This window comes from Psychrobacter sp. Pi2-51, from assembly GCF_904846665.1.
Taxonomy (GTDB): Bacteria; Pseudomonadota; Gammaproteobacteria; order Pseudomonadales; family Moraxellaceae; genus Psychrobacter; species Psychrobacter glaciei.
This window is the reverse complement of record NZ_CAJHBP010000004.1, coordinates 155,485-175,103: the sequence shown is the minus strand read 5'-3', so window position 1 is coordinate 175,103 and position 19,619 is coordinate 155,485. Positions and strand designations below refer to the sequence as shown.

Below are 19,619 nucleotides of genomic sequence, written 5' to 3'. Positions count from 1 at the left end.
ATAATGGCTACTGAATAGCAATATTAAGCGCCCGAAAACATCGGCAAGTCGGCAGCGTTGCGACCATCATAACTGCTGGCAAGCGCATTGAATGCTTGACTGATATCAGAGATAGACTGCATATCGTGCTCGCTAAGTACAAAAGTGTCGGCACCCGCACGCAGTAGATACGCAATTTGGTCACGGCCAAACTTGCCTGCCATACGAATCTCGCCTTGAAAATCGAGCTGACGTAGCGTCTGTGCGAAACTAAAACCACGCCCATCAGTAAAGGCTGGTACATGAATCACAATCAAATCTTGCTTTAACAAAAAGTCTGTCAATCCTGCCAGCGCATCAGTATCAGTGTCTGAAGTAATCCAAACACCAAGACGGCTAGTATGCTCGCCCAACAGCTCATATACTTGCTGCAATAGTCCACCAGCGAGCGTGCCTTTAGCATCTAACAAGTCTGCAAGTGGTAGGACAACGTCGAGCTTCTCTTGCTTTTGTAAGGTCTCGAGCAGCGATATCTCTGTGAGAGCGATACCATCTGGTATCTCATTGGTGGTAAGCGCATGCCAAGTATCAGTCTGACTGATATCGACACCATCACTATTTAGTACATGATGATTACCCATAGACCTTCTCCTTAAATGGAGCGATACCGACGCGATCGACCAAATCAGTAAAGAGTTCTACGTCATTGTCATTACTAGCACGCAGCTCTAGATAAACGTCCAAAATCTTTTGTAGAGTAGTAGCGACATCATCAGCTGGCACTGCTTTGCCCAATATCTTGCCGATTTTGGCATCACTGCTTGAGTTACCACCCAAACTAATCTGATACCAATGTTCGCCTTTTTTATCGACACCAAGGATACCGATATCACCCGTATGATGGTGCGCACAAGCGTTCATACAGCCGGACATGTTTAGACGAATCTCACCCAAGTCATAAAGGTAGTCGAGATCATCAAACTGTTTCTCGATTTGCTCAGCGATATTGTAAGTCGTGGCATTGGCAAGCGAGCAATAATCCCAACCTGGGCAGACAATCATGTCTGTTAAGGTGTTTATATTGGCACGCGCTAAATTAAGCTCAGTCAGCTGTTGCCATAGCTCATACAGATGATTGGTTTGCACATCAGCAAACACCAAATTTTGCTGATAAGTACCGCGTAACTCCCCAAAGCTATATTTATCTGATAAGTCAGCGAGGGCATCCATTTGCTGCTCGTTGACATCGCCCGAAGGCACATAGCTTCCGTCGACCAACCCTGCTTTTAAAGAAATAACAACGGCACGGTAGCCCGACACTTTATGCGCGACCGTATTTTGATTGTACCAATTGGCAAAGTCTTTATCGGCATTGAGTTGCTGCTGCAAATCAGACTGTGCTTGCAGAGCGTCGAAGGCAACATAATCAGGCTCGCTAAAGAAACTGCTGGCAGTGGCAAAATTCTCGTCTGTTAAGGTCAGCGCGCCATCTTTGGTATGCGCTTCCCACTCTGCATCGACCAATTTGGCAAAGGCAGGACCGCCCATGCTCTCCACCAATATTTTAATACGGGCTTTAAATTTATTATCGCGGCGACCATGCAGGTTATAAACACGCAAGATAGCATCTAGATAACTGAGCAGATGCTGACGCGGTAAGAATTCGTTAATCACTTTACCAATCACTGGTGTGCGACCAAGACCACCGCCAACCAATACTTCAAAACCAATCTCGCCTGCCTCATTGGTTTTTAGGTGTAGTCCCACATCATGCACTTGCGTCGCCGCGCGGTCATTGGCTGTACCAATAACAGCAATCTTAAATTTACGCGGCAAAAAGGCAAACTCAGGATGAAAGGTTGACCACTGACGAATAATTTCACAATAGGGACGTGGATCTGCAATCTCTTCTTGATGAATACCAGCGTAAGGATCAGTTGTGGTATTACGAATACAGTTGCCCGACGTTTGAATGGCGTGCATCTGTACCGATGCCAGTTCTGCCAATATGTCTGGAACTTCCTCTAGCTTTGGCCAATTCAACTGGATATTGGTACGGGTCGTGAAGTGTCCATAGCCTCTGTCATATTTACGGGTAATCTCTGCCAATTTACGCAATTGGTAACTGGCAAGCAGGCCGTAAGGGATAGCAATACGCAACATCGGCGCATAACGTTGGATATAAAGGCCATTCTGCAAACGCAGGGGCAAAAACTGATCTTCTGGCAGCTCACCGGCCAAAAACCGTTCAGTTTGGTCGCGAAATTGGGCGACCCGTTCCTCTACCAAGGTTTGGTCAGCGTAGTTATATTGATACATGACGTAATCTCAATTTTGTTTTTAGACTTAAAAGCAGCGACGAAAATGATTTGCGTGTGTAATAGATTTTGTTGCCGATCGCAATGTGAATAATTCAGCTTTACATCATATAAGCTTGTGCCAAAAAACATAAATTCCTTTAAGACATATCCATATCCAAACACAGCATAAATTTTCATAACGAAAGTTAGGTAGCCTATGCGTATTCTATTTATAAGCCAATTCGCTAAGCCAATTTACTAAGTATAATCATTTATTATTAAGGTTTTAAATCAATATGACATCTTCAGTCCTCAATCAAGCAGCTTCAAAACTAGTCCCTCCTCATGGTAGCAGTGAGCTTAAGCCATTATTGTTAACTGGCGACGCCCGTGATCAAGCCTTGTCACTTGCCAGCACATTACCGACGATTACCTTAAGCTCTCGTGAGCGTGGCGATTTGATTATGTTTGGTATTGGTGGCTTTACCCCGCTAAACGGCTTTATGAATCAAGCCGACTGGCAGGGTGTGGTTGACAACATGCGCTTACAAAGCGGCGAGAATGCTGGCTTGTTTTGGCCGATTCCAATCACCTTATCTGCACCAACAGCCACAGCCGACAGCCTAAGTAAAGGTGATAAAGTCGCGTTGATCGCTGAAGATGGTGAAGTGATGGGCATCTTGACGGTTGAAGAAACCTATAGCATTGATAAAGAACACGAATGCCAGCAAGTATTTACCACGACAGACTCTGAGCATCCAGGTGTGCAGCAAGTGCTAAACCAAGGTGATGTCAACATCGCAGGTAGCGTAGAAGTGCTGAGCGAAGGTGAATTCCCAGCCTTATACCCAGAGATCTATAAAACGCCTGCGGAGACGCGCGAAATATTGGATGCCAAAGGCTGGAAAACAGTCGCAGCGTTCCAGACGCGTAACCCAATGCATCGCTCACATGAATATCTTGCCAAGATTGCTATCGAGATTTGTGATGGGGTGTTGATACATTCATTGTTAGGTGCGCTCAAGCCAGGTGATATTCCTGCTGACGTGCGTCAAGAAGCCATCAAAACCTTGATTGACAACTACTTTAGACAAGATACGGTGATTCAAGCGGGTTATCCACTAGACATGCGTTATGCTGGACCTCGTGAAGCGTTACTACATGCGGTATTCCGTCAAAACTATGGCTGTAGTCATCTGATTGTTGGTCGTGACCATGCTGGTGTTGGCGATTATTATGGTGCCTTTGATGCTCAGACTATCTTTGAGCACGTTGGCAAAGACGATCTGATCACTCAGCCGTTAAAAATTGGCTGGACGTTCTGGTGTAATGCTTGTAATGCGATGGCATCCGACAAAACTTGCCCACATGACGCCTCTGAGCATGTCAAAGTGTCAGGTACTAAGCTACGTAAAGCACTATCAGAAGACATGGAGGTGCCAGAGAACTTTAGCCGTCCTGAAGTACTAGAGATTTTGCGCAATTATTATGCCGGTATCGCTCGTGAGGAACGTGCTGAGGTTAAGCTCACTGGTGCATCCGCCGTATAATTAATTTGTATCGTTGATAAATAAAATCAGTCATAAAAAAGGTGTCAGACTTATCGTCTAGCACCTTTTTTATTTTCTACAGTAAAGATTAACGTCATTGAATATTAATTCAGCTCTAAAGCACCCGAAAGCTTCTCATAGTTTCCGGCTAGCGTACCGCCACCTGAGCAAAAATAGTTCAATGCATATTTATCTGGGCTATCAATGGTCAGCGTATTATCTTTAAATTGAAAGAACGCCATGCTGTCATTGCTGCTATTTATCTTGGTCTGAAAAATAATGCCGTGCGCATCATCCTGACCCAGCAAGGTCGCCTTACCATCAAAATAACAGGTTGGTTTTTTCACATCACTGCGGGCGCGCACTTTTATAGTAATCTCTGTCGCTCCGTCAGGTCTCACCATAATGCCTACCCAATCATAACCTTGCTTGCGAGCCGCATAACTCTCTGAGGCGTAGTCACCAATGACTTTTTGCACAGCAGGTGTCGGCATAACAGCAGTGCTTTTCACGTTGCTATCACCGTAGTTATCATTGCTATAACTACAACCGCTGACACTAATAAGGATAGGGCTGGCAAATAATAACGCGATAGAAAGTACTGAGCGAAGTTGGTATTGAATCATATGGTCGCACCTTGTGGTTAAGTGAATGATAGGTATTGCTCCTGCCTGCTTATGCCAAGTGCTTCACTCGATAAGCTAATTTGTCACTAAGCGTTCATGAAACAAGCTGCTAGCATGGCTCTCATTATACTCAATATTAAATTAAAAAAGCCAAATTCACTGAGCAATAGCCATTGAGACCATAATAAGTATTTTAATAAAAAATGGTCGCATCGAAACTAAAAGATATGAAACTCGAAACTATAGAGAACATTTATGCAAATTAATATCAACAAAATCTCATCTCGCATTGGCAGTATTGCTGGTGTCCCATCATTATCTCAAAGCGTACAACCACGCATCCTCATGATTGGCAGCGCATTGACAGCGATGATGCTAATTGCAGGTTGTAGCCCAACGCAAGCCACGCAAAACGAATCTGCCAGTGCGCAAAAAGACATCAGCTTACTGAACGTCTCTTACGATGTGTCGCGCGATTTTTACAAAGACTATAACGCGTTATTCAGTGCGAATTATCAGAAAGAAAATCCAGACAGTAAGATCGATATCAATCAGTCACATGGTGGTTCAAGTAAGCAAGCCTTGTCGGTTGCCAATGGTTTGCAAGCCGATGTGGTGACCTTCAACCAAGAAAGCGACATGAACTTGTTGGTTGAAAAAGGCTTGGTCGCAGCCGATTGGCAACAAGCTCTACCGAATAATGCGGTACCTTATACCAGCACTATGGTGCTACTGGTACGGAACGGCAATCCAAAAAATATTCAAGATTGGTCGGATTTGGCGCGTAACGGCGTCGACGTGGTCATCCCGAATCCAAAGACCAGTGGTACCGCGCGTTATGCTTTTTTGGGCGCTTATGGTTATGGTCTGCATCAATTCAAAGAAAGCGTGGAAAATCACACCAAAACGGATGACTTTATCAAGAAACTATTGGCAAACGTCGTTACTTACGACAATGGTGCACGAGCAGCGACGACCAGCTTTACCCAACGCGGGCTAGGTGATGTACTTATCACTACCGAAAACGAAGCGCATCTGGCGGTGAAGCAGTTCGCAAAAGGAAAAGTTGACATCGTTTATCCGAGCTACTCAATTGTTATTAAAAACCCCGTTGCCGTAGTGACCGCTGTCACCGAAAAAGGCGGTAAAACTGAGGCCGCAACCGCTTATCTTAAAGGTTTATGGGATACCCCCGCACAAGAACTCATGGCACAGATGTATATGCGTCCTAGTAATGAGCAGGTGCTGGCCGCGCACAAAGACACCTTACCTGATATTGACACTTTTGAGCCAGTCGAAGTTTTCGGGTCTTGGGCACAGATCATGGACACATTCTTTGTCGATGGCGGGCGTTTCGATCAGCTGGCACGGGTAGAGTAGATGGCAACCTTTAAGTAATTGATAACTTTATCTATATAATACAGTTATTCCATTTTGGCAATAACATACACATATTCATCATTAAACATAATAAGATGGCGCTGTTAGCATACCTGCATTACATAAAAAACAGACATCTCAGAGGTATTTATGACATACGCAGCTCGTTATCAACAAAAAAACAAAGCGCTGAGCGCTCTAAGTGTCGCTGGCGTGGCGTTGACACTTGGACTTGCTGGCTGTAGCAACAGTGAACAGGCAGATACGACTGCCAATGCTGATGGCACAGCCACGAGTGCAGAAGGTCAAAATATCGAGCTGTTGAACGTCTCTTATGATGTGGCACGTGATTTTTATAAAGACTACAACCCACTGTTCGTTGAGCACTATAAGGCTGAGAACCCAAACGACACTATCCTAATTAAGCAGTCACATGGTGGCTCAAGTAAGCAAGCACTGTCAGTTGCCAATGGTTTGCAAGCGGATGTTGCGACGATGAACCAAGGCTCAGACATTGAATTGCTTGAGAAAAAAGGGTTGGTTGAGTCAGATTGGGAAAGCAAGTTCCCAGATAATGCTGTGCCATTTACCAGCACCATCGTATTTTTGGTGCGTAAAGACAATCCAAAAGGCATCAACGATTGGGAAGATTTGACCAAAGATGGCCTTGAGATTGTGATGGCTAATCCGAAAGTCACTGGTAACGGTCGCTATGCATTCTTAGGGGCTTATGGTTATGGTTTACACGCCTTTAATAACGAAGAAGCACCAGCGAAAAAATACGTAAAAGATATGCTTAAAAACGTAAAAGTTTATGAGAATGGCGGACGTGCAGCGACAACGACTTTCGTTCAGCGCGGTATTGGTGATGTACTCGTCACCTTTGAAAACGAAGCCAACCTTGCCGCCACTGATTTCGGTGCGGGTAAAGTTGACATCGTTTATCCTAAATACTCTATCAAATCAGAAAGCCCTGTTGCGATCGTTAAGTCGGTGACGGACAAGAAAGGCACGACTAATGCAGCAAAAGCCTATCTTGATTACTTATGGAGCGAGCCTGCTCAGCAATTGGCTGCTGACCTTTACTTACGTCCTAGCGTAAAAAGCGTTCTTGATAAAAATGGTGACAAATTACCACCGGTTGAAACTTTCCGTCCAAACGATGCGTTTGGGTCATGGGATGAGATAATGAGCACTTACTTTAGTGATGGCGGCGTATTCGATCAGTTAGCAATCAATGCCCCTCAGTAGCCAATCTGCTATGTTTTAAACGTACTGTCGTTACCAGCTCAGCAATTCTAAAGTAACGTCCAATCATATAAAGGACATGGCACCCGCGCTATGTCCTTTATACCATAAGCGTACTAATAATAAATTTGATAAAACGTGGTCTTTACGATAAGTACCATCAGATAGGCAATAGGACATTACTATGAGTGCACCACTATCTTCTGCCAATAAACCCCTGCGAAACAAAGGGTGGCTGAACCGTTTGCGTCAGCGCAATGTGCTGCCAGGGTTTGGTCTGAGCATGGGCATTACCGTCTTTAGCTTATCGTTACTGGTGGTACTGCCATTTGCTATGATGGCTTATACCACAACGCAAATGGGCTGGACCGGCTTTTGGGAAACCATTACCCAGCCGCAAGTGACCGCTGCTATAAAATTAAGCTTGTGGATGTCGTTCTTAGCGATGCTCACCAATATGGTGTTTGGTACGCTGGTCGCTTGGGTACTGGTGCGTTATGAGTTTTGGGGCAAGTCCCTAATCAATGCTTTGGTTGATTTGCCTTTTGCACTACCGACCGCCGTCACCGGTATCTCTCTTGCCACTCTTTACGCGCCTAATGGTCTGATTGGTCAATGGTTCGATAAATTCGATATTCAGGTGGCTTTTACGCCTATCGGTATTTGGCTCGCCTTAGTGGTGGTCAGCTTTCCGTTTATTGTTCGTGCAGTACAGCCCGTATTGGCCGAGCTATCGGTTGAGTTTGAAGAGGCATCTGCGGTATTAGGCGCAAATCGCTTTACCACTTTTCGCAAGGTTATTTTACCAGAGCTGTTACCCGCTTTACTTATGGGTGCAGGCATGATGTTTGCTCGTGCGACTGGCGAGTATGGCTCGGTGATTTTTATCGCTGGTAACATTCCGATGCAGTCTGAGATTTTACCGCTCATTATTATCAGTAAGCTTGAGCAGTTTGATATTCAGGGTGCCTCCGCTGTGGCGTTATTTATGCTGCTGATCTCATTTGTGATTTTATTGACCATCAACATCGTACAGTGGAAACTGTCGCGCCGTGTAGGAGCTCGCTAAGATGCAGATATCCAATAGCTACGATTATCAAAGTAATCCAGCGACTAAAGACAGCCCATGGATTAGACGTACCTTTATCGCGATTGCTGTCTTATTCATGGTTATCATGTTGGTGGTGCCATTATTTGCGGTGTTCTACGAAGCCTTTAAAGGTGGTTGGCAGCTGTACATTGCCTCGTTGGTCGATCCAGAAGCCTTGCAAGCCATTAAGCTGACCTTAATTACCGCTGCTATCGTGTTACCCATTAATATGGTGATGGGTATTGCGATTGCATGGTTGGTCACGCGTTATCAGTTTAAAGGTAAGCAGCTGGTCACAACCTTGCTTGATTTGCCGTTTTCGGTGTCACCAGTGGTCGCCGGTTTGATGTTTGTGTTGTTATTTGGACTCAACTCTACCGTTGGTGGCTGGCTTGAGAGCATGGGCTTTCAAGTGATTTATGCGGTACCAGGGATTGTGTTGGCAACGCTATTTGTGACCTTTCCCTTTGTGGCCCGTGAGCTGATACCGCTGATGCAGACACAAGGCGATAGTGAAGAGCAGGCCGCGCTTACTTTGGGTGCTACCGGTTGGCAGACTTTTTGGCATGTGACCTTGCCCAATATCAAATGGGCATTGCTCTATGGTTTGATTTTAACCAATGCGCGGGCGATGGGTGAATTTGGTGCCGTGAGCGTGGTCTCGGGTCATATTCGCGGTGAGACCAATACCATGCCGCTCTTGGTTGAGATTGCTTACAATGATTATAATTTTACCGCGGCTTTTGCCTTATCAAGTTTACTTGCTGCGCTTGCTCTAGTGACGCTACTGATACAACAAGTCATGACCAAAGTACAAGAGCGTAAATTTGCCAAATCTGAACGGCTGGCAAGTGCTCCTGAGCTGCCAGTGAGTGCCAATGCCACCGTAGCAAAGAACGAAGATAACAGCCTATAAATGGTTCAAGTAGCTGTTAATAGTTCGCTACTTATATTTAGCTACTAATAAAACAGCAATCGAGACAATCTGCTACGATAAGACAAAAGATATAATAAGAGACACTATTATGAGCATCGAAATTAGGAACGTTAATAAAAGTTTTGGCAATTTTACTGCCTTAGACAATATTAATATCACTGTGCCTACTGGTAAATTGACGACCTTGCTAGGCCCATCTGGTTGCGGTAAGACGACACTGTTACGTATCATTGCTGGGCTTGAATATGCGGATTCGGGGCAGATATTGTTTGATGATTTGGACGTTACCAACACGCCGGTTCAAAAACGCCATATCGGCTTTATGTTTCAGCACTATGCCTTGTTTCGCCACAAAAATATCGCCGATAATATCGCCTTTGGCTTAACGCTGTTGCCAAAGAACGAACGCCCAAGCAAAGCTGATATCAATAAGCGGGTGGCAGAGCTGCTAGAATTAGTACAGTTGCCGCAGATTGCCAATGCTTATCCGCATCAATTATCTGGCGGTCAGCGCCAACGTATTGCACTGGCACGAGCACTGGCGGTAAAACCAAAGTTATTACTACTGGATGAGCCGTTTGGCGCACTTGATGCCAAGGTGCGTAAAGAGTTGCGTACTTGGCTAAAAGACATTCATCATGATCTTGGTATTACCAGTATCATGGTGACCCATGATCAAGAAGAGGCGCGCGCAATATCTGATGAGATTGTGGTGATGAATCATGGTCATGTCGAGCAGGTAGGTACTTCAGAGGAGCTGATACACCATCCCGCTAACGCTTTTGTCAGCGACTTTTTAGATTTAGTATAATCAGACTTCTTTAAGTCATATAGTCAGTGCAAAGTAATATCGATATTATCAGTATCGTCGCGTTTTTGGGATATTTTGACTATATCTCATCGCGTTTTAGCTATGTTTAAGACAACCAGTCTGTGCAGTTGCTGTCATTTGTAAATAAAAAAAGACCTAAATTATTAGGTCTTTTTTTATGGATTAAGCTATTTATAAGTGTCAACTTGAGGGGCATAACAATGGCCAACCCAGCAGATAGTAGCGCTTAATGAATAGCTTCTAATTATCTACTATCCTAATCGCTTACCACCTAATCACTTATTAGTAGTAACTACTTAATAGTAACTACGCGAGTTAATAGTCACTACGCAAGTTTTTGCATATCACCGTCTAAGTCTCCGAGTGAGGTTTGCTCATAAGTGATGTCTAAGATATCTTGGCACCAGTCAGGCAGGTCATCTGCTACTTCATACCACATCCACGTACCGTCGCGAACACAGCTTAAAATACCCAGTTTTTTCAAATGGTTTAAATGGCGAGAGATGGTTGGCTGCGGTTGATCCAGTATTTCTACCAATGCGCCTACACAGAGTGCCTCTTTTTTGAATAAAATTTGGAAGATTTTTAAGCGTGTCGGATCAGATAAAACTTTAAACAATTCGATAGGTTGTATCGTAAAATTATTATCAGACATAGGGTAATCCCAAGAGAGCTTTTATTAATAGGATGTCAATATAACAGCAGTTATCAATAAAATCGATTAAAAAGTGAGCAAAATTACACTTCATCGTCAATTTAATACCGTTAAAAATGTTCGGTTACATGTTTGTGTGTATGCAGTTACATGAATTGAGCTTTTATCAAGATTCAATAGCAGTAGATTTATGATGGACAGATAGGTCAATGCTATTGCAAATGGTAATAATTATCGTTATTATAACGACCAACAAGATAAAGTATTGAACATCAAGTAACCTATATCGTTCAAAACATATCTCTTCATTTTTAAGTACCTCTTTATTTTTAAGTACCTCTTTATTTTTAAGTACTTCAGCAAAGCATATAGTAACCATCGTAGGAGCAAGCACATGTACGTATGTATCTGTAATGACGTAAAAGAAAAGCAAATCAAAGCCGCTATTGCTGCTGGCATCGATACCCTTGACGGTCTAAAAGATACCCTTGATGTTGCGACGTGCTGTGGCTGCTGCGAACCTATGGTCAACGATTATCTTGATGAACACCATGCTAGATTAGATGTCCTAGCTTATGCCGTTTAACGATTGTTAGATAAGCACCGTTTACGCTTGCGCATGACAAGTAGTCCTACCTTCGAACAACCGCCTTTTCTATTATCGCTGTTTACCCTTTATAGCTAGATCAGCTGTTATGAAGGGTAGGGCAGTTATCATGCTTATATCCCGCACTGAACTTTCTCTATATTGCTCAAATACCTGTTGAGCGTCTTCAAAAAAGCTGGCTAATTATGATTCTCAATTAGCATCGTATTCTTAGTTAATAACGTTACAAGTCATACAGCGTCTATATGCTACTATATCTATCTTGATTTAGAAGATTTTTTGTTGTTTTCAATTTGACCGTGCAGGTTACTGATAATGCTATCAATACAGGTATTATTACTATTACTGTAATCTGAAAGACGAATAAATATAGGAGTGCGTGTGATGATAGGTAGCCCAAAAGTTATTGAGTATTTAAATTTTCTATTAGGTGGCGAGCTTGCAGCTCGTGACCAGTATTTCATTCACTCAGAGATGTATGCGGAATGGCATTACGGCAAATTATACGACCGTATCAATCATGAGATGCAAGATGAAACCTTACACGCACAGGCTATCATTCGCCGTATTCTAATGCTCGGCGGCACGCCAAAGATGAAAGTCAACGATATCAATGTTGGTAGCACCGTTCCTGAAATGCTACAGCTTGACCTTGATCTAGAGTATGAAGTGCAACAGCATCTAAAAGACGGTATTGCGCTGTGTGAAGAACAACATGATTACGTCACTCGCGAGATGTTGGTTGTGCAGCTAAAAGACACTGAAGAAGATCATGCGCATTGGCTTGAGCAGCAGTTGCGTCTTATCGATATGATTGGTCTACCAAATTACCTACAAAGTCAAATGGCTGAGGTATCTCCTCATCTTGTTTAATAGCTATCGATAGCGTTATACGACATTTAATTTACTAGGTAATGATAAAGGGAGAGATATTATGAAAGGGGATAAAGACGTTATCCGTGCACTCAATAAAGTGCTTGGTCAATCACTAATCGCTATTAACCAGTATTTTTTGCACGCACGGATTGCTCGGCATTGGGGTCTCGAAGCGCTGAATGACTCGCTATACCATCAATCAATTGCTGAGATGAAATGGTCAGACGATTTAATCGAGCGTATCTTGTTACTTGATGGTTTACCGAACTTGCAAGAACTGGGTAAAGTGCTGGTGGGTGAAGATGTGCCAGAGATTATTGATTGCAATTTGCGTTTAGAAAAACAGAAATTCGACATTCTTACCGATGCGATTACTCTGTGCGAGACACATCGTGATTATGTATCTCGTCAGCTATTGGTGAAGCTCAAAGATGGCAATGAAGAGTATCAAGACTGGCTAGAGACACAAGAAGACTTGATCGAAAGCATTGGTGTAGAACGCTACATCCAATCACAGATGGATGATGACAAAGCGCCTTAGTCCTTCATCGCTTAAGCCCTTCATCGATTAAAAAGCCAGTAGGCGTTTGATATCATTCAAACCTCTACTGGCTTTTTTGTGTCCGGTATTTATGAGCATGTTTATAACATCATTTGTCTTCAGTTTTTAGATGAGGACACGCCCTAATACAAACCGCGACCATCTTCAGGTTTGAGACGTAAGAAATACAGTCCTGAGAGAATTGTTAGTATTCCCAATATCCAATACGTCGTTTGAAAGGCAGCCAAGGTATCAAGCTCAAACCGCTCACGTAGTAGATTTAGTAGCGCAGCCCCAAAGGCAATACCAAAGCTAATCGCGAGCTGCTGATTAACGGCCATCAAGCTATTACCGCTACTGGTTTGTACGCCTTCTAAATCACCGATGGTAATGGTATTCATCGCGCTAAACTGCATAGAGTTACAAGCACCCATTACGGTCAAAATAGGAATGAACCAAAGCCACTGTGAGGCATCATTAAACTGCGCTAACATAATGATGAGCGTACCCATAAAAAACGTATTGTAGACCAATACCGTGCGATAGCTGTAACGCTGAATAATTTTACTCACCCAAGGCTTGATACCAATCGCCCCAACCGCGATAGGTGCCAGTAGCCAACCTGCCTGCGACGGTGAGTATTCAAACACCACTTGTAATAGTAACGGTAGTAGAAACGGCACGGCACTAATGCCTAAGCGCGTAAATAAGTTACCCGTAATCCCAATCTTAAAGGTACGAATATCAAATAGGGTCAAGGGGAATAGCGGCGCTTGACGACGTTTGGCATGCCAAATATAAGCACCTATCAGCAGGCTTGCACCCAAACCACAGAACAATCCATAAAGCTCTCGCCCTGCCTGTGAGCCAAACTCTACCGCCAGCGTAAACCCACAAGCTGCAGTGGCAAACAATAAAAACCCTGTCCAATCTAAATGCTTAGTATCTTCAAATAAAGCCGGTACCAGTTTTTTGCCCATAATAAAACCAAAAATACCCATCGGTATATTGATCAAAAATATCCACTGCCAGCTGGCATATTGCACGATATAACCGCCGAGCACTGGCCCTACCAAGGGTGCTACCAATGCTGGAATCACTGCAAAGTTCATCACGGTCAATAGCTTATTGCGAGGATACGACTTGACCAATATCAACCTAGCAACAGGTGTCATCATCGCACCGCCAATGCCTTGTACCACACGTGAACCAATTAAGAAGTCTAGGGTTGGTGACGCCGCGCACAGCAATGAACCAATACAGAAGATGATGATCGCGGATAAAAACACCCGACGTGTGCCATATTTGTCCGCTAAAAACCCACTGATTGGAATAAAAACAGCTAAGGTTAACGCATAGCTAATCACGGCCCATTGCATCTTAAGTGGTGACTCACCCAGTGATTGTGCCATTTGTGGTAGCGAGGTATTCAAAATGGTGGCGTCTAAAATTTGCATAAACAGCGCCACCGCCAGCACATAGGGTAGGTATTTATTTTGTGTGGAGGTTAGCGTTACCATACTGACATCACCATATCTTAAGGCTAGGGTATTCAAAGAGCGTGCTCGTGAGCGACTGCCTTTATCTCTAAAGACCGTTAAATTGTGCGTAGTATAGGAACAATGGCAGAGTAGTTAAAGGTGAGCAAAGTAACCAAAGGACTTTTTATCCTAAAAACCACTACATTAATTACACGACAGGACTTTAATAGGTTGAGAGATAGCCGTTATAGTAGAGCACACATTCAGTCAGTCTCATATAAATTGGATACATGAATTAAATAATTCGTTAGGTTCGCTCAGTCTACTGTTTATAGTGCTTTCGCCTGCTTTTTTATCCAAATTATCTTGAACAGGCTATTTTTAGTAAAATTATATTTTGTGACACAATAACAAATAGGATCTCTGATGAGTAATGACAACAATCAATCAACGACCAATAATAATGTAAAAGAAGCGACTTATACGCCACCTAAGGTATGGACACAAGATAAAGAAAGTGGCGGTAAGTTTTCTAGTATCAACCGCCCAACGGCTGGCGCGCGTCATGAAAAAGAGCTGCCAGTAGGCGAGGCGCCATTACAGCTATATTCACTAAATACGCCAAATGGTGTCAAGGTTAACATCTTATTAGAAGAGCTGGCTGAGCTTGGTATTGAAGGTGCTGAATATGACGCCTACAAAATTGACATCTCAGAAGGCGATCAATTTGGTTCGGGCTTTGTGGCGATAAATCCTAACTCAAAGATTCCAGCCTTGGTCGATCATTCTGCCGATACCGCTGGCGAGCCTATTGCGCTTTTTGAATCCGGTGCCATCTTAATTTACTTGGCAGAAAAATTTGGTCAGTTCATACCTGTAGCCGCTGGTAAAGCGAGAGCAGACTGCCTCTCTTGGCTAATGTGGCAAATGGGTAGTGCGCCTTTCTTAGGCGGTGGTTTTGGTCATTTCTATGCCTACGCCCCAGAGCCGATGGAATACCCCATCAATCGCTATGCCATGGAGACCAAGCGCCAGCTCGACGTACTCGATAGACATCTAAAAGCCAGCACATACATGTGCGGCAATGACGAGGCAGATTATAATATTGCGGACATCATTATTTGGGCATGGTACGGACAATTGGTTTTGGGTAAGCTTTATGAAGCCGCTGAATTCTTGCAGGTCGATGATTATAAAAATATACAGCGCTGGGCGAAGCAAATAGCTGAGCGTCCTGCGGTAAAACGGGCAGTCGATCTGTCACTAAAACCAATGGCTTAAGTAATTAAGCATCATAGGTCTTCATTAGAAAAATAAAAATAATGAGACTGTCAAACAAGGCTGGTAGGCAATTTGCTTATCAGCCTTTTTTTAACATATTGATAGTGCTATATTTATGTATCGATATATTAAATTAGCAGTATACTTGTATATTTACATAATGGTACATTAGTACAACAGATAGAAACATTGATACGTTAAGATAACAGGTCGCCGTCTTAAAGGGCGTGTGTTTATAATTCTTCTGTTGATGAGTAATTATTATGAAGAGGCATAAAGTTCCAAGTGCATTATTGTTAACTGACTACAATGCCAGTTGCTATATCAATATTCATAAAAAATTTAATGCAAAAAATATGACTCATTCTGCAAATCAAGCTAAAACAACAACAACAAAAATAAGCCTATTAATGTCAAAAAATAAAATTTTATTACCCATACTGACGGCACTCACTATCACATCATTTAGCTCTATGAGCCACGCTCATGCTGCCGCCGTTGAATTTACCAACCAAGATTGGCAGGTTGCTTGTGATAATACCCGTACTTGCCGGCTGGCAGGATACCAAGCAGAAAACAATAGCCAGTTGCCCGTCTCGGTATTGCTGGTGCGCCGTGCGGGGGCCAATGCCACCGTAGACGGTCAGGTTAAGTTTGGCGGTGCTAAAGAAAGCGCTGCGAAAGCCTTGATGCAACTGGGTAATCGCCATCGCATTTCTTTAGTTATCGACGGCAAAGACTTGGGTGAAACCAAGCCTTTCTCCGCAGCAGCAGGCAATGCTGAGCTGACCTCGTCACAGGTGACCGCACTGCTAGATGCCTTGACTAAATCAAGCAAGATCGAGCTGGTACTACGTAACTCACGTTGGCAGTTGTCTGATAAAGGGGCTAGCGCTGTCATGCTCAAGGCAGATGAGGCACAGGGCCGCCTAGGCACATCGAGCGCCTTTATCCATAGCGATGACGCTAAAAAGCCCAATAGTAGTGTCTTGCCACCTAAGCCTGCACCGTCGCTTCGTTTTGTAGCACCCAACCCTGCTGCTATATCTAGCAGCAACAAAAAATTTGTGATGAAATCCTCGCAGTTGTCAGCAATGATGAAAACTACCATGCGAGATGCCGATAGTGACTGCCCAAATTTGTTCGATGAAACCTCATGGCGTGTCAGCCGTTTGAACAATACGCAGTTATTAGCACAACACGAATGCTGGGTAGGGGCTTATAATGCAGGCATAGGCGTCTGGGTGATAAATGACAATAAACCCTATAAGCCGACCTTGGTTACCACCAATGCAACCGATTACGACAAAGGTAAAATCACGTCGGTACAAAAAGGTCGCGGGATTGGTGACTGCTTATCCAAAGCCGACTGGATGTGGACAGGTAAAGCTTTTGAAAAAAGTCATGAGAGCACTACGGGGCTGTGCCGTATGGTCGAAGCAGGCGGGGCATGGCAAATGCCAACTTATGTGACAGAAGTAAAAATTCTACGCTAGAACGTTCGACGTTTATTTTAATAACCAATCATTTATTTAAAAACTGAGGCATGTCTTGATTAAATAAATGATTGGTTATTAAGAAGATAGCGCTTATTTTGATAGTAAATGGAAAAATAGATACAGATAGTGTTTGTACTGTGCTATACTGCGTCGCCACGTTAGCATTGACTAGCGTGAATTATGAGATTGATAACATCGCCTGCGATTTTGGGTCTAGGATGACCATAAGTAATTGTTGCCGATGATTTTGTGTACTTAAATAACCTTTTAAAAAATATCAGTTATTTTTGACTCATATCTTATCTACTGGCCCATATAAATATGGTCTAGATTGGTTGTTGTTTGCCTTTATCTGCTTTGGACAAAGCATTGATAATGCGCTGATATCAGGCAAGGATAAGACACTCGGCACTACCACCAAAATACGTCAGACAGCACGAACGCATTTATTGAAGAAGTAGAGCTTTATTAGCTTGGCTTCTGATTATCGACATTTTCATATTGCTCGGTAATTTTTTAATAAAAGCAGCGTGGTGAACGGTTATCAGTGGTATGCATCAAGTTTGCTGAATTTACAGCAGCTTATACTTACCAAGGATTCTCATGACTGACATCTTATCTGCAATCGCCGCTGAAAATGGCATTATCGAAGACACCACTCAAAACACAACTACTAATGAAGCAGCTTCTACTGACGCTGACGCTTCTGACGAAAATCAAGTTACTTTTACTGACCTCGGTATTGCCAAGCCAATTTTGACCGCGCTTGATCGCAGTGGTTATACAAACCCAACACCTATTCAAGCACAAGCCATTCCTTTTGCTCTAGCGGGTCGTGACCTTCTCCTATCAGCGCAAACCGGTAGTGGTAAAACGGCAGCTTTCGTTATCCCTGTACTTGATCGTTTAAGCCGCGCCACTAGCTTTGACAAACTAACCAAAGCACTTATCCTAACACCAACGCGTGAACTTGCTCAGCAAGTACATGACAGCGTTCGTACCTACTCTAAAGATATGCGCGGTTTGTTCTGTGTGCCATTAGTAGGCGGCGCACCGTACAACGGTCAGATTACTGCTTTGAAAAAAGGCGTACAAGTTATCGTTGCGACCCCTGGTCGTTTACTTGACCATATCAATGCCGGTCGCGTTGACTTGTCAAACCTAGAAGTATTGGTACTTGATGAAGCTGACCGCATGCTAGACATGGGTTTTGCTGATGACATCAGTGATATCCTTCGTGCTGCACCAACGGATCGTCAAACAATCATGTGTTCAGCAACTTGGGATGGCCCAGTAGGTAAAATCGCTGCCAGCTTCACTAAGAACCCTGAGCGCGTATCAATCAAAGTAGAATCTGCACATATCGAAGAAAAAGTGTACTACTGTGATGATTTTGATCATAAAAACCGTTTGCTTGACAAAATCGTTTGCCAGCAAGATATGGAACAGATCATTATCTTTGCTGCTACCAAACGTAGCACTGAAAAACTGGCCAAACAGCTACAAGAAGCGGGTCATAAAGCAAGCTTCCTACATGGCGATTTGCCACAAAGCAAGCGTAACCGTATCGTTCAAGACTTGCGTAATGGCAAAATTAAAATCCTAGTAGCGACTGACGTTGCCGCTCGTGGTCTAGATATCCCAGCTATCTCGCACGTTATCAACTATGACTTGCCACGTCAGACTGAAGATTACGTCCATCGTATCGGTCGTTGTGGTCGTGCTGGTCGTACTGGTATCGCTATCAGCTTATGTAGCATGGATGACCGTCCACAGCTAAACGCGATCAACCGTTATTTAGATCGCAAAATGGAAGTATGTATCATCGAAGGCATGGAGCCTAAGAAGACTTACGTACCTAGCGAAAACAAAGGCAATGGTCGTGGCCGTGGTCGTGGTCGTTCAAACGGCGGTGGCGGTAATGGTCAAGGCCGTGGTCGCTCAAGCGGTGGCTATCAAGGTAATCCTGCTAATGCTCGCGGTCGCTCAAGTGACAGCGCTTCAACCGGTCAACGCGCAAGCAATGACAGCGGTTATCAAGGTAAGCCACGTGATTCATCTGGTAAGCCAAATGAGCGTTCAGGTGGCAAGCCGTATCAAGGCAAGCGCACTGGTGCTCCTAGCCGTGGTGATAGCACTGGCGTTCCACGCGGTGAGCGTGCTGCAACGGGTCGTGGTCGTCCAAGTGGCAGCCAAGGTCGCCCAGCTGGTCGTTCTGACAGCCGTGGTCAAGGTCGTTCAAGCGGCGGTAACCGTAGTAACAACTCGTAATACTGTTATATTTAATGATTAATAAAGGTTATTAATAAAATAACCCTGACTTAATCGGATAAAAATAGCGTCAAAAAGCCAGATACTTGTTATCTGGCTTTTTTGTGCGCAGTGGTTTTATGTGTATCCAATTATGGCGTGTTCTCAAGTCAATCCAGTATTCTCTAAATGGGCTAACAATGAGGACACACTCTAGGGCGTGTCTTCATTTCAAAAATGGTGATAAAAATGAGATAAATTGCCGTCAAACAAGAAAAATAGCGCAGATAATATCGGGATATTAACCAGCTATTTGACGATGTTTGGCAAGATTTAGCCACTTTTATCCCATTTAGATGACTATCGAATGAATTGAAGACATGCCCTAGTACTGATAATCTGCCAAAACGAACAAATATATCTTTGTAGTCAATCGTTGCTTGCACCTGTTTTTCGCCTTATCTATACTGATTCACTTTTGCTAGCT

17 protein-coding genes are annotated in these 19,619 nt (G+C 43.6%); 12 read left to right on the top strand and 5 right to left on the bottom strand.

The window, feature by feature from the left end; genetic code table 11:
- Nucleotides 1-23: 23 nt before the first annotated feature.
- Together JMY08_RS03720 and JMY08_RS03715 are read right to left on the bottom strand one after the other, a co-directional pair.
- Nucleotides 24-620 carry a DUF934 domain-containing protein gene (locus JMY08_RS03720; RefSeq protein WP_201590707.1) on the bottom strand — a complete coding sequence of 199 codons (597 nt, stop codon included), beginning with the start codon at nt 618-620 and terminating at the stop codon, nt 24-26.
- Nucleotides 613-2,298 (bottom strand): nitrite/sulfite reductase, encoded by a 1,686-nt coding sequence (locus tag JMY08_RS03715; RefSeq protein ID WP_010198040.1) that lies wholly within the window; start codon nt 2,296-2,298, stop codon nt 613-615. The genes JMY08_RS03720 and JMY08_RS03715 overlap by 8 nt, the downstream gene beginning before the upstream one ends.
- Nucleotides 2,299-2,575: 277 nt before the next feature.
- Here JMY08_RS03715 and sat point away from each other — a divergent pair, with 277 nt between their 5' ends.
- On the top strand, nt 2,576-3,829 hold the full coding sequence (gene sat / locus JMY08_RS03710) for a sulfate adenylyltransferase (protein WP_201590704.1): 1,254 nt from the start codon (nt 2,576-2,578) through the stop codon (nt 3,827-3,829).
- 104 nt (nt 3,830-3,933) lie between these two features.
- Here the strand turns inward: sat and JMY08_RS03705 are convergent, their stop codons facing one another.
- On the bottom strand, nt 3,934-4,455 hold the full coding sequence (locus JMY08_RS03705) for a hypothetical protein (RefSeq protein WP_201590687.1): 522 nt from the start codon (nt 4,453-4,455) through the stop codon (nt 3,934-3,936).
- 345 nt (nt 4,456-4,800) lie between these two features.
- On the opposite strand from JMY08_RS03705, the gene JMY08_RS03700 reads away from it, so the two are divergent.
- The 5 genes from JMY08_RS03700 (at nt 4,801) to JMY08_RS03680 (ending at nt 9,921) form a co-directional block, all read left to right on the top strand.
- Complete coding sequence (locus JMY08_RS03700) at nt 4,801-5,835, top strand: sulfate ABC transporter substrate-binding protein (RefSeq protein WP_413786674.1); 1,035 nt, start codon at nt 4,801-4,803, stop codon at nt 5,833-5,835.
- A 150-nt stretch (nt 5,836-5,985) separates the two neighbouring features.
- Nucleotides 5,986-7,086 (top strand): sulfate ABC transporter substrate-binding protein, encoded by a 1,101-nt coding sequence (locus tag JMY08_RS03695; protein ID WP_194618539.1) that lies wholly within the window; start codon nt 5,986-5,988, stop codon nt 7,084-7,086.
- A 181-nt stretch (nt 7,087-7,267) separates the two neighbouring features.
- Nucleotides 7,268-8,152, top strand: a complete 885-nt coding sequence (cysT, locus tag JMY08_RS03690) for a sulfate ABC transporter permease subunit CysT (RefSeq protein WP_189581940.1) — start codon at nt 7,268-7,270, stop codon at nt 8,150-8,152.
- Between the two features lies 1 nt (nt 8,153).
- A complete protein-coding gene (gene cysW / locus JMY08_RS03685) occupies nt 8,154-9,089 on the top strand; it encodes a sulfate ABC transporter permease subunit CysW (RefSeq protein WP_010198022.1) in 936 nt (311 codons plus the stop codon).
- A gap of 109 nt (nt 9,090-9,198) precedes the next feature.
- Complete coding sequence (locus tag JMY08_RS03680; protein WP_010198021.1) at nt 9,199-9,921, top strand: sulfate/molybdate ABC transporter ATP-binding protein; 723 nt, start codon at nt 9,199-9,201, stop codon at nt 9,919-9,921.
- A gap of 346 nt (nt 9,922-10,267) precedes the next feature.
- On the opposite strand, the gene JMY08_RS03675 is transcribed toward JMY08_RS03680, so the two are convergent.
- A complete protein-coding gene (locus JMY08_RS03675; RefSeq protein ID WP_194618537.1) occupies nt 10,268-10,597 on the bottom strand; it encodes an ArsR/SmtB family transcription factor in 330 nt (109 codons plus the stop codon).
- Nucleotides 10,598-10,991: 394 nt separating this feature from the next.
- On the opposite strand from JMY08_RS03675, the gene JMY08_RS03670 reads away from it, so the two are divergent.
- The 3 genes from JMY08_RS03670 to bfr (JMY08_RS03660) all read left to right on the top strand — a co-directional run bounded on the left by JMY08_RS03670 (nt 10,992) and on the right by bfr (JMY08_RS03660) (nt 12,621).
- Nucleotides 10,992-11,183, top strand: a complete 192-nt coding sequence (locus tag JMY08_RS03670; RefSeq protein WP_010198018.1) for a bacterioferritin-associated ferredoxin — start codon at nt 10,992-10,994, stop codon at nt 11,181-11,183.
- A gap of 405 nt (nt 11,184-11,588) precedes the next feature.
- Nucleotides 11,589-12,077 (top strand): bacterioferritin, encoded by a 489-nt coding sequence (gene bfr, locus JMY08_RS03665; RefSeq protein ID WP_010198016.1) that lies wholly within the window; start codon nt 11,589-11,591, stop codon nt 12,075-12,077.
- A gap of 61 nt (nt 12,078-12,138) precedes the next feature.
- Nucleotides 12,139-12,621 (top strand): bacterioferritin, encoded by a 483-nt coding sequence (gene bfr / locus JMY08_RS03660; RefSeq protein ID WP_194618535.1) that lies wholly within the window; start codon nt 12,139-12,141, stop codon nt 12,619-12,621.
- A gap of 143 nt (nt 12,622-12,764) precedes the next feature.
- Here bfr (JMY08_RS03660) and JMY08_RS03655 read toward each other — a convergent pair whose 3' ends face one another.
- Nucleotides 12,765-14,141, bottom strand: a complete 1,377-nt coding sequence (locus JMY08_RS03655; protein WP_413786673.1) for a DHA2 family efflux MFS transporter permease subunit — start codon at nt 14,139-14,141, stop codon at nt 12,765-12,767.
- Between the two features lie 387 nt (nt 14,142-14,528).
- Between JMY08_RS03655 and yghU the strand changes: the two genes are divergently transcribed.
- The 3 genes from yghU to JMY08_RS03640 all read left to right on the top strand — a co-directional run bounded on the left by yghU (nt 14,529) and on the right by JMY08_RS03640 (nt 19,153).
- Nucleotides 14,529-15,383 carry a glutathione-dependent disulfide-bond oxidoreductase gene (yghU, locus tag JMY08_RS03650; protein WP_201590664.1) on the top strand — a complete coding sequence of 285 codons (855 nt, stop codon included), beginning with the start codon at nt 14,529-14,531 and terminating at the stop codon, nt 15,381-15,383.
- A gap of 410 nt (nt 15,384-15,793) precedes the next feature.
- Nucleotides 15,794-16,879, top strand: a complete 1,086-nt coding sequence (locus JMY08_RS03645; protein ID WP_227679580.1) for a DUF1176 domain-containing protein — start codon at nt 15,794-15,796, stop codon at nt 16,877-16,879.
- A 606-nt stretch (nt 16,880-17,485) separates the two neighbouring features.
- Entirely contained in the window at nt 17,486-19,153 is a 1,668-nt protein-coding gene (locus JMY08_RS03640) for a DEAD/DEAH box helicase (protein WP_201590658.1), read from the top strand.
- Nucleotides 19,154-19,619: the final 466 nt, after the last annotated feature.

What these genes read in the sequence shown, in the direction of transcription:
- JMY08_RS03720 (WP_201590707.1), bottom strand. Translation starts at nt 620, where the DNA reads ATGGGTAATCATCATGTACTAAATAGTGATGGTGTCGATATCAGTCAG.
- JMY08_RS03715 (WP_010198040.1), bottom strand. Translation starts at nt 2,298, where the DNA reads ATGTATCAATATAACTACGCTGACCAAACCTTGGTAGAGGAACGGGTC.
- sat (WP_201590704.1), top strand. Translation starts at nt 2,576, where the DNA reads ATGACATCTTCAGTCCTCAATCAAGCAGCTTCAAAACTAGTCCCTCCT.
- JMY08_RS03705 (WP_201590687.1), bottom strand. Translation starts at nt 4,455, where the DNA reads ATGATTCAATACCAACTTCGCTCAGTACTTTCTATCGCGTTATTATTT.
- JMY08_RS03700 (WP_413786674.1), top strand. Translation starts at nt 4,801, where the DNA reads ATGATTGGCAGCGCATTGACAGCGATGATGCTAATTGCAGGTTGTAGC.
- JMY08_RS03695 (WP_194618539.1), top strand. Translation starts at nt 5,986, where the DNA reads ATGACATACGCAGCTCGTTATCAACAAAAAAACAAAGCGCTGAGCGCT.
- cysT (WP_189581940.1), top strand. Translation starts at nt 7,268, where the DNA reads ATGAGTGCACCACTATCTTCTGCCAATAAACCCCTGCGAAACAAAGGG.
- cysW (WP_010198022.1), top strand. Translation starts at nt 8,154, where the DNA reads ATGCAGATATCCAATAGCTACGATTATCAAAGTAATCCAGCGACTAAA.
- JMY08_RS03680 (WP_010198021.1), top strand. Translation starts at nt 9,199, where the DNA reads ATGAGCATCGAAATTAGGAACGTTAATAAAAGTTTTGGCAATTTTACT.
- JMY08_RS03675 (WP_194618537.1), bottom strand. Translation starts at nt 10,597, where the DNA reads ATGTCTGATAATAATTTTACGATACAACCTATCGAATTGTTTAAAGTT.
- JMY08_RS03670 (WP_010198018.1), top strand. Translation starts at nt 10,992, where the DNA reads ATGTACGTATGTATCTGTAATGACGTAAAAGAAAAGCAAATCAAAGCC.
- bfr (WP_010198016.1), top strand. Translation starts at nt 11,589, where the DNA reads ATGATAGGTAGCCCAAAAGTTATTGAGTATTTAAATTTTCTATTAGGT.
- bfr (WP_194618535.1), top strand. Translation starts at nt 12,139, where the DNA reads ATGAAAGGGGATAAAGACGTTATCCGTGCACTCAATAAAGTGCTTGGT.
- JMY08_RS03655 (WP_413786673.1), bottom strand. Translation starts at nt 14,141, where the DNA reads ATGGTAACGCTAACCTCCACACAAAATAAATACCTACCCTATGTGCTG.
- yghU (WP_201590664.1), top strand. Translation starts at nt 14,529, where the DNA reads ATGAGTAATGACAACAATCAATCAACGACCAATAATAATGTAAAAGAA.
- JMY08_RS03645 (WP_227679580.1), top strand. Translation starts at nt 15,794, where the DNA reads ATGTCAAAAAATAAAATTTTATTACCCATACTGACGGCACTCACTATC.
- JMY08_RS03640 (WP_201590658.1), top strand. Translation starts at nt 17,486, where the DNA reads ATGACTGACATCTTATCTGCAATCGCCGCTGAAAATGGCATTATCGAA.